13 protein-coding genes are annotated in these 12,694 nt (G+C 58.6%); 5 read left to right on the top strand and 8 right to left on the bottom strand.

The genetic code is table 11. The annotated features are described in order from the left end of the window. The first annotated feature begins 62 nt into the window (after positions 1-62). Positions 63-995 carry a DMT family transporter gene (locus Q0L30_RS01690; RefSeq protein ID WP_296650330.1) on the top strand — a complete coding sequence of 311 codons (933 nt, stop codon included), beginning with the start codon at positions 63-65 and terminating at the stop codon, positions 993-995. A 56-nt stretch (positions 996-1,051) separates the two neighbouring features. On the opposite strand, the gene Q0L30_RS01685 is transcribed toward Q0L30_RS01690, so the two are convergent. The 6 genes from Q0L30_RS01685 to phaP form a co-directional block, all read right to left on the bottom strand. Continuing rightward, on the bottom strand, positions 1,052-2,278 hold the full coding sequence (locus tag Q0L30_RS01685) for a YeeE/YedE family protein (protein ID WP_296650327.1): 1,227 nt from the start codon (positions 2,276-2,278) through the stop codon (positions 1,052-1,054). 500 nt (positions 2,279-2,778) lie between these two features. Continuing rightward, positions 2,779-2,958: a hypothetical protein gene (locus tag Q0L30_RS01680; protein ID WP_296650324.1), complete on the bottom strand. Its 180-nt coding sequence runs from the start codon at positions 2,956-2,958 to the stop codon at positions 2,779-2,781. A 188-nt stretch (positions 2,959-3,146) separates the two neighbouring features. Beyond that, positions 3,147-3,632, bottom strand: coding sequence for a L,D-transpeptidase (locus Q0L30_RS01675; protein WP_296650322.1), 486 nt, complete (start codon positions 3,630-3,632; stop codon positions 3,147-3,149). Between the two features lie 202 nt (positions 3,633-3,834). Next, positions 3,835-4,101 (bottom strand): hypothetical protein, encoded by a 267-nt coding sequence (locus tag Q0L30_RS01670; RefSeq protein WP_296650319.1) that lies wholly within the window; start codon positions 4,099-4,101, stop codon positions 3,835-3,837. Between the two features lie 304 nt (positions 4,102-4,405). Next, complete coding sequence (gene phbB, locus Q0L30_RS01665) at positions 4,406-5,149, bottom strand: acetoacetyl-CoA reductase (protein WP_296650317.1); 744 nt, start codon at positions 5,147-5,149, stop codon at positions 4,406-4,408. 250 nt (positions 5,150-5,399) lie between these two features. Then, positions 5,400-6,002, bottom strand: a complete 603-nt coding sequence (gene phaP, locus Q0L30_RS01660; RefSeq protein ID WP_296650314.1) for a TIGR01841 family phasin — start codon at positions 6,000-6,002, stop codon at positions 5,400-5,402. Positions 6,003-6,966: 964 nt separating this feature from the next. On the opposite strand from phaP, the gene Q0L30_RS01655 reads away from it, so the two are divergent. From Q0L30_RS01655 to Q0L30_RS01640, 4 genes are all read left to right on the top strand, one after another. Beyond that, the gene (locus Q0L30_RS01655) at positions 6,967-7,341 is read left to right on the top strand and encodes an NUDIX domain-containing protein (protein ID WP_296650376.1); all 375 of its coding nucleotides are present in this window, start codon (positions 6,967-6,969) and stop codon (positions 7,339-7,341) included. 92 nt (positions 7,342-7,433) lie between these two features. Beyond that, positions 7,434-8,120, top strand: a complete 687-nt coding sequence (locus tag Q0L30_RS01650) for an MgtC/SapB family protein (RefSeq protein WP_296650312.1) — start codon at positions 7,434-7,436, stop codon at positions 8,118-8,120. 461 nt (positions 8,121-8,581) lie between these two features. Further along, complete coding sequence (locus tag Q0L30_RS01645; RefSeq protein WP_296650310.1) at positions 8,582-8,803, top strand: hypothetical protein; 222 nt, start codon at positions 8,582-8,584, stop codon at positions 8,801-8,803. Between the two features lie 27 nt (positions 8,804-8,830). Next, a complete protein-coding gene (locus Q0L30_RS01640) occupies positions 8,831-9,733 on the top strand; it encodes a DMT family transporter (protein WP_296650308.1) in 903 nt (300 codons plus the stop codon). Positions 9,734-9,803: 70 nt separating this feature from the next. On the opposite strand, the gene Q0L30_RS01635 is transcribed toward Q0L30_RS01640, so the two are convergent. Together Q0L30_RS01635 and Q0L30_RS01630 are read right to left on the bottom strand one after the other, a co-directional pair. Beyond that, positions 9,804-10,817, bottom strand: coding sequence for a helix-turn-helix domain-containing GNAT family N-acetyltransferase (locus Q0L30_RS01635; RefSeq protein WP_296650305.1), 1,014 nt, complete (start codon positions 10,815-10,817; stop codon positions 9,804-9,806). A gap of 150 nt (positions 10,818-10,967) precedes the next feature. After that, a complete protein-coding gene (locus tag Q0L30_RS01630) occupies positions 10,968-12,122 on the bottom strand; it encodes a cytochrome P450 (RefSeq protein ID WP_296650302.1) in 1,155 nt (384 codons plus the stop codon). Positions 12,123-12,694 lie beyond the last annotated feature (572 nt).

Genomic DNA, 12,694 nt, shown 5'->3' with positions numbered 1-12,694 from the left:
CAGGATTATCGCTGCCAATGCATTATCGGACAATGAGGGCCATTCATTACGGGAGGCTCGTCATGCGTTTTCGGATCAGTACATCGGCCGATTTATTACTGCTTGTTGTGGCTTTCATCTGGGGAACGAGCTACGCCGTGGTGAAAAGCGCATTGCTCGTCTATCCGGTGTTGGGCCTTCTCGCGTTGCGCTTCGGCATCACGTTCGTGCTGCTGTCGCCGTCGCTGTGGTCGATGCGCGGATTATCGCGTTCTCAGTGGGGCAGGATCGTCGGCGCAGGGTGCGTACTGCTCGGGATTTTTCTGGCAGAAACGTTCGGCGTGCGGATAACGAGCGCGTCGAATGCGGCGTTTCTGATCAGCCTGTGCGTGGTGATGACGCCGCTGGTCGAATGGGCATGGCTCAGGCGCGGGCCGCGCGGCGTCGAATGGGTGGCCGCCGGGCTTTCCCTCCTGGGCGCCTTTCTGCTCGGCGGCGGCCGATTCGATTTCACCCCTGGTGATGCGTTGGTGGTGCTTGCCGCGCTGTTACGCGCAATCAATGTGTGCGCAACGAAGCGCGTCATGCAGGTCAACGCCGTTTCTCCGCTAGCGATGACGGCCGTGCAATCCGGCGTTGTGTCGTTCGGCTGCGCCGTGCTTGCTCTGAGCGTCGCGAGATCCGAATGGCAGCCCTTGCCTGCATTCGCCGGGTATGAGCGTTTCTGGATGATCGTTATTTATCTGGTCGCGGGCTGCACGTTGTTTGCTTTCTTCGTGCAGAACTACGCGGTCAGCCGCAGCACGCCAACACGCGTCGCGCTGCTGATGGGCAGCGAGCCTGTCTTTGGCGCCTTGTTTGCGAGCGTATGGCTTGGGGAACGGGTAACTGTGCTTGCGGCAATCGGGGGCGGGTTGATCGTCCTTGCCTCCCTGCTCGCATCGATTAAAGGAAAGGATCGGCGCGATCGGGATGTCGTCCCGGATTTTGAAGAGCCGAAACGGTTAGCCATCTAATGGAAAAGCGCCGGGAGCCGCGCATCGCGCGGCTCTCATGGTCGAAACCGCTCCGATCAGCAGCCCGTTTGCTTCACGCGCTCGACTGCGAGACCGAACACCGGACGCAGCTTCGTGCCGATCACGTTGCCGGAAAATGCCGCGACGAGCCACAGCCAGCCGTGCAGGCTGCCTGACGCAATGCCGCTGAAGTACGCGCCGATATTGCAGCCGTACGCGAGGCGCGCGCCGTAGCCGAGCAGCAGACCGCCGACGATTGCCGCGATCAGCGAGCGCAGCGGCAGACGCCACACGGGCGCGTAGCGGCCAGCGAGCGAAGCTGCAACCATCGCGCCGATCACGATGCCGATGTCCATCACCGACTTCACGTCGTGGCTGATCGGTGCGGCGAGGGCGGCCGCGTTCGGGCCGGTGCTCCAAACATGCCAGCTTGCGACGTCGACGCCCATCGCGGAGAACGCCTTGGCGCCCCACAGCGCGAACGCCGACGTGATACCCCACGGATGGCCTGAAAGCGCGAGCGTCACGAAGTTGAGGACCGCAAGCACGACGCCGCCGGCGAGCACCGGCCAGGGGCCATGCAGCCACGGCGATGCGTTCGGTGCGCGCTCAACGTCATTCACGAGGCGGCCGTGACGGCGCTTTTCGATCAGCACGGTCAGCGCGGCGATTGCCGCAAAAACCACGAGGTTCAGCACGATTGCCGGGCCGACGCCGAGCGTCTTCACGAGCGAGATCGGCTGGAGATGCGGCAGCGCCGCCCAGAACGGCATGTGCGCCGTGCCGACCACCGAGCCGATGACGAACGCGATCAGCGTGACGATCATCCGCGTGCTGCCGCCGCCGACCGCGAACAGCGTGCCGGAGGCGCAGCCGCCGCCGAGTTGCATGCCAATGCCGAACATGAATGCGCCGATCACGACCGATGTGCTGACGGGCGACACTTCGCCGACAACCGGATGACCGAACAGCGTGCCGGCGGAAAGTGCCGGGAAAAACAGCAGCACGCCGATCGCGAGCATCAGCATCTGCGCGCGCAACCCGGCGCCGCGGCCGTCGGCAATGAACACGCGCCATGCGGAAGTGAAACCGAACGCGGCGTGATAGAGCGTGATGCCGAGCAGCGCGCCGAGGACGTACAGTGCGGCCTGCTTCACGCTGACTGTCTGCGCAAGATAGATCGCGCCGAGCACGACGAGCGCGAGCGCAATGGTGAGCGGCTTCGGATTGATGTTGGCGAGGCGGCGGGGCGTGCCGCCGAACGACGTGGACAGATCGGACATGATGAACGGGGTCGGACGCGCTTGTTTCGCAAGGGCGGCACGCCGGTGAAGCCGGCGTTCGCAGTACGGACGAAAGGTCGCGAAAACTCGTTGAAGGAAAGTTGCCGAGTATATAGAAATGATGCAGTGCGCCCACGGCCCGCGACGGTCAGCGCCGCTCGATGGCAGGGCTGCGCGCACGCAGTGCCGTTAGCGTGAGAGGTCCGCCGCACGGGGCTTTACGGGAATTGACGCCGATCAATGTCAGCCGTTTAATAACCCCGCGTAATAGCGATATTTCAAATCTGCCTTGAAATCGCATTATTTTTTGCAGGAAAACGACAAGGTTAGCGATGCTGACAGGGCGAAAGATAGCGCTTCTGGATTGGCGATGACGGGATCCTCTGACCGACCCGGAGCGGCGCTTCAGATCTGACCGAAGCGCTCAGGCCAGGTCACGGACGGCGGCGTCCGTGCCTCGCTTCCTCCGCGCGAACGAGGAGGCCTGATGCCTGTTCCGATCAATCGAGAAGCCCTCTTAACGTGTCCCACGTGTGTTGAAGCCCGCAGTACAGCCCGCCGGAATTCTCGTCGCAGGTCTGATAACGTTTGCCTTCGGAGTGGTAATTGAACGTTACGGCACCCACAAGCAGTGCCACGAGCGCAAGGATCTTCGAACCTTCCAAAATAGCCTTCAGCATTGCCGTCTCCCTTGGAGTAGTTCTTCCGTACAGCGACGATATCTGACTATTTTCAAGCGAAAGCTGATGTGAGCGTCTGTGAACGACTGTGATCGATGTGGCTATGGGCAGATTGTCAGCAATCCAGGTCCGCCTGTCGAGTGATCGTTTGTCCGGACGGCTGCTCGATGCGGCGGCAACATTGCACCTTACTGTTCGATGAAAACGGGTGTTCCTGACTCGACCAGATCGAACAGCTCCACGATGTCCGCGTTGCGCATTCTTATGCAACCGTGAGAAGCGGGCACGCCCATCGGTTCAGTGTCAGGGCAACCGTGAATGTAGATATAACGTCGCATCGTATCTACTTCGCCTAGCCGGTTTTTGCCGTGTTCGCAGCCGCGTAGCCAGAGAATGCGGGTCAATATCCAGTCGCGCTCCGGGAACTGTTGCGCGAGATCGGTTGAGTAGATTTCACCCGTTGCTCTACGGCCGACAAAAACGGTGCCGACTGGACAGGAGGCGCCGATCTTTATCCTGATGACATGCTGGCCGCGAGGCGTGCAGCCGCTTCCCATTTGTTCGCCAGCGCCGTTTTTCGCTGTCGAGACTGGATAGGTCCGCACGGTTTCTCCGTCCCGTATGAACGTCAACGTTTGTCTGGAGAGGTTTGCGACGAGCCGCGGAATTGCCATTGGATTTACCAGCTTCGGGAACGTGGATCGCCATCGCATGACGGATGTCGACTTCCTGCCGATGATTGTCGGCGATCTGCGCGATGATGTCGAACGTCGTAAATTTGGTCCGGCGGTATTTCGCTGGCGCACAAGTGGAAATTCCACATGTGCTGTTAGCGGAAAAGCGTCCGCCGCGGTACGGGCGAAAGGCGTGTCCCGGTTAATCAAGCTCCGCGGTGGTCACCCACGCCATCTTCTTGAGCTGCCCGAGAATCGTATTCAGCGACCCTGCGAATGTTTCGGCGAACGATATCGTCATGTCCTCGAAGCCAAGTTTTCCGTTGGCCACAATCCGGACACGTTCGACGTCACGCGCCACCGGCATCAGTACCTGCCAGACTGCGGCGACGCGCAGGCCGCCGCTCAGTGCCCGAACCGTGATGTGGTGCCCTGTGGACGTTAATAGTGCAGCAATATCGGGTGTCATTCACCACCTCTTTCTCAGCTGTGTTCGCGCTATTGGCCGCACCGCCAGTGCGGCCGCATTCACGCGCGCGTTGGGTGCCACTACTCGTGATGATTGAGATTTCGTAGCATTCCTGCCCGTATCCGCTCATGGCGATAGTGAACAATCACCATGAAAAATCCGATACCAAGGGCCGACCCTCCAATGATCAAACCCAACCAGGTCTCACTCATGACTCATTCCTCTCACGGAACCACAGGGGGAAGCGAATAGATCATGCGGGTTAGCATCGCGTCCCCGCACGAACCGGACGGCGCGCATCGTGTTACTGCATGTGCTGCCCGCCATTGATCGCGATATTGGAGCCGGTCACGAAGCCAGCGTCGTCCGAGCACAGATAGAGGACGAGTGATGCCACTTCTTCCGGCTTGCCGAGACGGCCCATCGGAATATGCGGCAGGATCTTCGAATCGAGGATCTCCTGCGGAATTGCCGTAACCATTTTTGTCGCCAGGTAGCCCGGCGAGATCGTGTTGACGGTCACACCTTTGCGCGCAACCTCGAGCGCCAGCGACTTCGTGAAGCCGTGCATGCCGGCCTTGGCCGCGGCGTAATTGGTCTGGCCGATGGACCCTTTCGAACCGTTGACCGACGAGATATTGACGATTCTTCCCCAACCGCGTGTGACCATGTCTTCACATAGCGGCTTGGTCATGTTGAACACCGAATCGAGATTGGTGCGAATGACCGCGTCCCAGTTGACCTTGTCCATCTTCCTGAGCGTCATATCCTTTGTGATCCCGGCGTTGTTCACCAGAATGTCGACTGGACCGACTTCGGCCTGAATGCTGGCCACACAGCGCTGGCATGAGTCGTAATCGGAAACATCAACCGGGTATGCGCGGAAATTTCGACCGGATTTTTCCATGCTCGCCAGCCAGTCGGCTACGCCGGTGTTGTTCGGCGAGTGCGTCACCACAACCGCATAGCCAGCATCGTGCAGTTTCGTGCTGATCGCTTCTCCAAGACCGCCCATACCGCCCGTCACTACAACAGTGCGTTTCGTCATAGTTTCCATCCGTGAATTTAATCGCTGAGAGGTTCATGAATACCCATTGGCCACCTCGTATCACCCGTCATTGCGTTAGCACAAAGTGTCGCCGGCCGCCGCGTTCTGGGAGGCAATGGCTACAGCTTTGATTGAGCCGCGCGGGTTTTTGTAGTCTTGTGGTATTGCGCGAGTAGAGCCCGGTACGCCGACGAACTACGACATGCCGCCGCGCAGGCGCACCGTTAAAAATTTCAGATGCCCACTGCTTTCAGGCGTGCGTGTCCGAGTGCGACGTAACTGTCCTGCTGGCTCCCGCGATCATCGCGGAAACATTGGCCTGCATGCCTTCCACGACACTCCGAACCGATTTGCGCATCGTTTCCGCCGCGTCGCTCGCCGTCGAAAACGCCGATTTCACGGCAATGAAAGTGGTTTCCGAACCCGTTGGCGTTTGCGTTGCCCAGCTTTCGACACGGGCTAGCAAGTCGCGGGCGAACTGGTCGTAGTGCGCGTCGATGATCTTCGCAGAGGCGGTTTCGGTCGCGATCGCGATGTCATAGGCATGCAACTGATATGAGAGTGATTTCCCAACAGCGAACTGGGCGAGGCGCAACGGCGAACCCGGCCAATCGACGGTTGCGGCGTCGGACTGCATTTCCCGCAGACGTGCAACGCTATCCGCCAACACGGAGTGTGCGGCCTGCAGATTCAGTTCCGCGAGCTTCTGCACCCCATCAGATGCCTCGCAAGCCAGTGAAATGAAGAGCGAAATATTCGCTCCATAGAATTGCATCAGGTCTTTAGACGAAAACACGTTGATTTCCTCTCCGGGAATATTGGTGGCGACCACCCGACCTGATGGATCGCGCACGCCTATGGTTTTCAGATTGCTCTTGGTACGGAATTTACTTTCAAGTTTATTATTAGTATGACCAATTAGATGAGAGACGAATCGACCGGAATCGGAACTTCCTCACCTGATCTGCGACACGTGAAATCTTGCGCGACACTGATTTCAGAATCGCGACTGCAGACTAAAGCGCGGCAGTCGAATCATCTGCCGCGACGCTGGCGGAGCGTCTTCAATTACTAAAGTTGTGATTTATGCAACTACATAAAGCAGATATTAGAATTTTCATTCTAACCAGCAAATGTTAACTAACGCCACTGAATTCTGAGGTGGTTACATTTCCTTACGGTGCGGCACGGGGGCCGTCATTGCCATTGTCTGACTACTTTGAATATTCGAACAACAAATTGAAAATACAGGACAGTGACTCTTTCGTGACACGCTCCAACGCGTGGATCGACATTGGTCAATCATGAGTGAATACGTCAATCCAAAGGGCATGAAGTGTTGCGCGGGCGACAATTGCGGGCACGCATCAAATGTCAACTTGTCAACGTCTTGTGAGAACGACTTCAGATCAGTTTTGATCTGCATGCTGTACCGCTTTCACGCGACGACCGGTATGCCCAAAACATAGATCGCATGCGAACGAAAGCTGTACGCCGTTCGTTTCGCACGTGTCACGGCCACCAGACGAAGTGAAAGACAAGCAGGCCAGCGGATCGTAGCCCGCGCAAGCAATCTCGGTGACGCCATCTGGAGGAGGGTTGGTTACGTATGAGTCGGGAGCGAGAGCACCTGGGCCCTGATGTTTTTTTCTCCCCGTCAAATGCCGTGCCCGGGAAATTGTTACGAGAAAGTCGTGCGCCGGGCCCGAACGTTGCTTCTTATTCGTCACTCACCTGTCTTGTTACCACAGGCTTTCAAACTGTCCAATGTTTCGATTCACTCTGAAGACTGGAGCATCGTGTCCGAACTCGCGAATATGAAAGAAAGAGCGACCGTTGTGTGCTGGCGGCAAGGCCGAATCCTTCTTGTCGAACGGGGACGATCGCGGTGGGCGTTGCCCGGTGGAACGATTCGGCGTAACGAATCGCCGATCGATGCCGCGAAACGCGAGCTGAGCGAGGAAACGACCCTTTCGGAGTGCGAACTCGGATATCTGTTCCAGTTTGGCGGGTTGAACAAGCGGCATCACGTCTTCTATGCGGTCGTGCCACGGGACGCCCGACCCCAACCGGGCAACGAAATCCTCGTATGTCGATGGTTTCGGCCCGGCAAGGTGGCCACGCTTCTCACGAGCGTGCCGACGCGCGAAATCGTGAATCTCATTTTTGGTCATAAAGACGCCACAATCTAGACGCTGTGATCGTCCGCATCCGGTGCCTTGTTCCAGGATCGCAGCTATCCGAATTGACTGACTAATTCGACCAGGAAGATGGGGCCGAGACCATGATAGGAAACTTTGAAATTCTGGAGCGCCTGCTCATGGCCGCAGTGCTGGGTAGCGTCGTCGGTTTTGAGCGTGAAAGACTGAACTGGGCTGCGGGTTTGCGCACGCACATGCTGGTGAGCGTCGGGGCCTGCCTGATGATGCTGGTGTCGGCATACGGCTTTACCGATGTGCTGGGCGAGAAGAACGTCGCGCTCGATCCATCACGCGTTGCGGCCCAGGTCGTATCGGGAATTGGCTTCCTCGGGGCAGGGTCGATCCTGCTTCGGGGCGAAGTCGTGCGGGGATTGACCACTGCAGCCAGCCTGTGGTCCGTCGCTGGCGTCGGCCTTGCCGTCGGTGGCGGAATGTACACGGCCGCCATCGGTGCAACCGTCATCATCCTGGCAATTCTCGCGGGCCTCAAGCCGCTCGAACGCCGCTTCATCTCCGTCCGGCTACAGCGCAACGTACAGTTGCTGGTCGAACGCGGGAGCGTATCTTTGGACACCGTACATCACACGCTCGGTTCGGGGAGCGTCCGGGTCAAGCAGTTCATCGTCCAGCAATCCGAAGACGATCCGGAGCTCGACGACGTGCAAATCGCATTGTCGCGCGTGAGCGAAAGTGAGTTCCTGGCCATCTGCGCGCGGCTCGAGAAAATGGATGGCGTGCGTGTCTGCCGACACGATAACGGAACGCAGTGAGACATGCGGATAAATTGTGAACACAACGGTTTTACCAAGGGGCTTATGTCGGAGTCGACGCCAACATCCGCCTGCGGATGCAGGTTCAGGCGCCGCGTGCCCACGCTGCAACTGAAAAAATCGCACTTTTCAGACCTGCGGCCTGGCAGTCCGCGGCTATGAGCCAAAGGCCGTAGTACGTAGCGCACATACGCACATACTCGGAGATCGGATACGTGTGTCCATATCGGATAGACAGCCACGTACCCGTCGGCGGTTGCTCAGATTTGCCACGCGTCGTTCGGTCTGAACAATCCTGGCTTGTGGTGAAGAGCGCGCCGATCGCCCCGGAATCAAGTGGGGCTGTCGAGTGCGCGGAATGGCCTTGCATACCCTTTGCGGTTTTCTAGAATTAAAGGCGACACGCCGTTTTCACATTGCAGGATTACAGCGCCTGCTTGTGATCCATACGGCTGCGCGCATTGTCCACTTCACGCCATCATTTCCAGCGTGGCTCACGCCTGATCAGCGCCCCGGCGCTAACGACCACACTGCACGCGCTTTCGCACGCGAAGGCTGAGTCGAGCTTGCTCGGAGCCACGTGTAATCGACGCATCTTCCTGCACGCGGTGCGCTACGCGCTGGTGCTGCGCGGCGTCGCCATGCTTGTCTGGGCGGCACTGCTCGTGGCCAGCCATACCTGATGCTTCGTCGAACCCGTGGGTGCGGATATGGACCAAAGTCAGCCCGCTGCGCGCACCGTGCTGCTCACGAGTGCCACGATGGTCGCTTTCGCTTCCAACTCGCTGCTGTGCCGTCTGGCCTTGCAGCACGCCAGCATCGATGCGGCGAGCTTTTCCAGTATCCGGCTGGTCTCGGGTGCGGTAATGCTCATGGTTCTCACGCGCTCGGGTACGGCCAGAGCGCCGCGAGCGAGTGCGGACTGGATCGCGGCAACGATGCTCTTTTTGTATGTCGCGTTCTTCTCGTTCGCGTATCTAACAGTGAGCGCGAGCACAGGCGCATTGATTCTGTTCGGCGCAGTCCAGTTGACGATGTTCGGCGCCGGCCTGCACGCAGGCGAACAGTTCGCGCCGCGCGCGTGGCTTGGGCTCGCGCTGGCACTTGCGGGGCTCATCTATCTGGTGTCGCCTGGCATTACTGCGCCAACGCCTTTAGGTGCCTTGCTGATGAGCGTGGCGGGCGTGTCCTGGGGCGTGTATTCGCTGCGCGGCCGCGGCGTCGCGAATCCACTTGCGGCCACGGCGGGTAATTTCCTGCGCGCGGCTCCCATGGCGCTCGTTTTGAGTCTTTTGTTTCATAACCGCTTTCACGCTGCCCCCGCTGGCATCGCGCTGGCGATCACATCAGGTGCGGTGACATCGGGCATCGGCTACGTGCTGTGGTATGCGGCGCTGAAAGGGCTGTCCGCGATGCGTGCCGCGACGGTGCAGTTGTCAGTGCCGCCGATAGCCGCTTTTGCCGCCGTGCCGTTATTGTCCGAGGTAATTACTTTGCGCCTTGTGGTCGCGTCCGCTGCGATTCTGGGGGGTATTGCCATGGCGCTGGTGAGCCGCACGCAAAGCAAAAGCGCGACGGCACTTTCCGATCAAGGCGGGAAGCCCGGGCAATAGTTGCTGACGATAACTGATCGTGAAGGATGGGCGCACTTATAACGATGCCATCCAGACCTGGGTAAGCGTTTCATGCGTGCGGTAGAACGAGCGAACCAGTTGAAGCCTGGCGACCTGGCTGTAGTCGACAGAAACGTTGCTCGCTGACTTTCGCTCCCCATTGCTCTCCCTCGGATTCGCTGGTTAGCGTAAAGCCAAACGCTTCGTACAAGCGGCGAGCCGAATCCAGTTCCTTGAATGTCCAAAGGTGCGTCTCGCGGAACTGCTGCTCATCGACGAAGCGCATTGCGTGCGTCATGAGTTGCCGCCCAATACCGGAACCGCGTAAGGAATCGTCCACGATGAACCATCGCAAATGTGCGACTTGTGCGGGGGCGTCTCCGTCGATTGCAAGAGAAGCGAGCGTGCGGCCATTTTCGACGTAGAGCCAAAGCGCCTTATCTTCAGCTGGCAATGCGCCCGCAAACTCCGCGAGTTCCATCGCAACCTTCTTTTCGAAAAAAGCGCCGAACCCCAGGCGCTGCGAAAAAAAGCGCGCGTGAAGGCTTGCAATATCGCCCACGCAACCGGGCTGGTAGCCCTTGAAAATCGGCGTAGCCTCGGGTTCCGCGGTCGTCGCGTTTGCAACGTTATCTTGCACCGGTGCATCGGCATACAGCCCGAGAGAATTCAGCAAGGCTCGCTGGTCGGAGGGAACCATGCGACGCAGGGCATTCGCCACCTGTTCTGTCGCGAACTCATCGATCTTTTTGCGGCGTTTTTTCCCTTCGGCGGTCAGGTACAGCTCGATCACGCGCGCGTCGTCGCTCGAGACGCGGCGCTCCACGATTCCGGCTGCTTCGAGCCGCGAAACGTGTCGGCTCGTGTTCGATTTGTCCAGCTGCAGGATGTTGCCGAGGTCCTTCGCGCTGATGCCCGGCGACACCCCGATTTCGAGGACGGCGTGAACCGCCGAAGGCGCCAGATCACTATCCGCCAGGGCTGCGCGCATGAAGCCTAGTTCACGAACCAGTTTGCGGGAGAAAGTGCGTAGCTCGAGGATGGTCGCCTCGCGGGTTTTGGCGGGAGGGTCGATGAGATCCATGAGCAATCCAGAAAAGTTGCAAATCGCAATCAATATTAGTTGCGATTCGCAACCAGGCCGCGGGCCGGTTTATTGTCGCGCCGACCACCTGCACAGAATCGGAGCGTGCAGGACAGTCGGTCTGAATCTCCATTCGCGCACAAACACCGTTCAGCGCTGAATTCTTAGCGGAAGCGTGGAAAATCCACTGGCGGGATAAACGGCATTTACCGGTGGATTGCCCGGTACCAGCTCGATCCGGCTGCGCTTGAGGAGTTCTTCCGTGATAAGCCGTAGCTCCAGCCTGGCCAACGGCGCACCCGGGCAAACATGAATGCCCGCCCCGTACAGGAGATTATTTGCCGGATCGCGATCCAGACGGAACTCATCGGGATCGCCGAACACCGCTTCGTCCCGGTTGGCCGAAGCCCACATCAGCGTGACGCGTGCGCCAGCAGGCAGGTGTTGGCCGCTGATTTCCACTGCGCGGGTCGTTATCCGGCGATTGGAGATAAGCGGCGCATGAATGCGCAGAATCTCATCAATCGCAGCAGGCAGCAGCGAGGGATTTTCGCGCAATTCCTGTTGCAGAGCGGGGCGCCCGGCCAAATACTGCGCCAGAATGCCGACGCTGGCAGAGATTGTGCTTAGCTCCCCCACCGTCCAGTTGCGCAGGATGCTGACAATTTCATCGTCGTTGATAAGACGATCGCCGACTTGTTCTCGCAACAGGCTGGTTGTGATGTCGTCCGGCGCATTTATGCCGGCGGAACGACGGTCTGCCAGCAGTGCTTTGATATAGCCGTCGAATTCATAGGCGACATCCTCAAGTGCCGCTCTATCCCGCGCCAACGTCGCCTCGTGATTCTTGCGCGTCCAGCGGCGAAGCGGCTCGTGCAAATCAGTGGGCCAACCCATAAAAGCCGACTGAACCTGTAATGCAAAGTCTTCGGCAATTGCGGACATGAACTCCACCTCGCCGGATTGCGGAAGACTTTCCACCAGCGCAATTGCAATCTTTTGGCATATCGGCTCAAACGCCTGCATACGCGCCGCGCTGAAATACGGCTCGATTATTCGCCGGTATAAATCGTGCTCGGGCGGATCCATGCCATTAGGCACTGAGGGGTGGCTGGATGCGGCGTTGCTGAACGTCTCGTGCTCGTGAAGGGCACGCATCACATCCCGATGCTTGAAAAACGACCAGTTCAGATACGTGCTGTGTGCGACCGGACAGCGGTGCCGCATATCGTCATAGGCAGCAATCTGGTCCTCAAGCACGGCGTCGGACCTTGGATCCCAATCCGGGTTTTGTTTTTCAACCACGATTCCTCAGCAATCTATAGCAAATACCGAATTGATCCGGCGCTCTGGCAGCGTGTTGTGCAGACTTTGCCTGACAATCCCTGGGGCACATTTTGAAGCCCCTGCTTAATGCAAGCAAGGTTGCCGAAATAATCTCAGTAGCCGGAAGTCGTGCGCCGGGGTAACACAGGCGCCTTGGGCCGAGAAACAATCCTGAGCCCCTGCTACGCAGCGAGTCTGTTTTTGTTCACTTCAGGCTGCGTCAGCCTCAATAGGCGGTACCCGTTGGCAAAGAAAAATGGGGAGAAGGCTGACGCCTGTCTCCCCGAACGTTACTTTTGGTGAGATGAGAATGTCAAAAAAGATAACGGGGCTTACAGATCTCAGCATACACGGTTGCGCCATGTCTGAGCGGAGACACCCTACTGCCACCAAGGATATATCATAGCGTGATATATGGCGTGGTTGTGCCCGGCATAACTGCGGCAACGCGGTGCTGCGCGGACGCGACAGCGGTGCAGGGTGCCGATCTGGCGCGATTTCAAAATCGCTCGCCGGATCGCATGGCGAATGCCAGCGGACCGGATGATCCG

It is taken from the genome of Paraburkholderia sp. (genome assembly GCF_024281035.1).
Taxonomy (GTDB): Bacteria; Pseudomonadota; Gammaproteobacteria; order Burkholderiales; family Burkholderiaceae; genus Paraburkholderia.
This window is presented reverse-complemented; position numbering and strand designations above follow the sequence as displayed.

Coding starts and splice junctions, on each gene's coding strand:
- Q0L30_RS01650 (WP_296650312.1), top strand. CDS start 7,434: ATGATAGGAAACTTTGAAATTCTGGAGCGCCTGCTCATGGCCGCAGTG.
- Q0L30_RS01655 (WP_296650376.1), top strand. CDS start 6,967: ATGAAAGAAAGAGCGACCGTTGTGTGCTGGCGGCAAGGCCGAATCCTT.
- phbB (WP_296650317.1), bottom strand. CDS start 5,149: ATGACGAAACGCACTGTTGTAGTGACGGGCGGTATGGGCGGTCTTGGA.
- Q0L30_RS01670 (WP_296650319.1), bottom strand. CDS start 4,101: ATGACACCCGATATTGCTGCACTATTAACGTCCACAGGGCACCACATC.
- Q0L30_RS01675 (WP_296650322.1), bottom strand. CDS start 3,632: ATGGCAATTCCGCGGCTCGTCGCAAACCTCTCCAGACAAACGTTGACG.
- Q0L30_RS01680 (WP_296650324.1), bottom strand. CDS start 2,958: ATGCTGAAGGCTATTTTGGAAGGTTCGAAGATCCTTGCGCTCGTGGCA.
- Q0L30_RS01640 (WP_296650308.1), top strand. CDS start 8,831: ATGGACCAAAGTCAGCCCGCTGCGCGCACCGTGCTGCTCACGAGTGCC.
- Q0L30_RS01685 (WP_296650327.1), bottom strand. CDS start 2,278: ATGTCCGATCTGTCCACGTCGTTCGGCGGCACGCCCCGCCGCCTCGCC.
- Q0L30_RS01690 (WP_296650330.1), top strand. CDS start 63: ATGCGTTTTCGGATCAGTACATCGGCCGATTTATTACTGCTTGTTGTG.
- Q0L30_RS01635 (WP_296650305.1), bottom strand. CDS start 10,817: ATGGATCTCATCGACCCTCCCGCCAAAACCCGCGAGGCGACCATCCTC.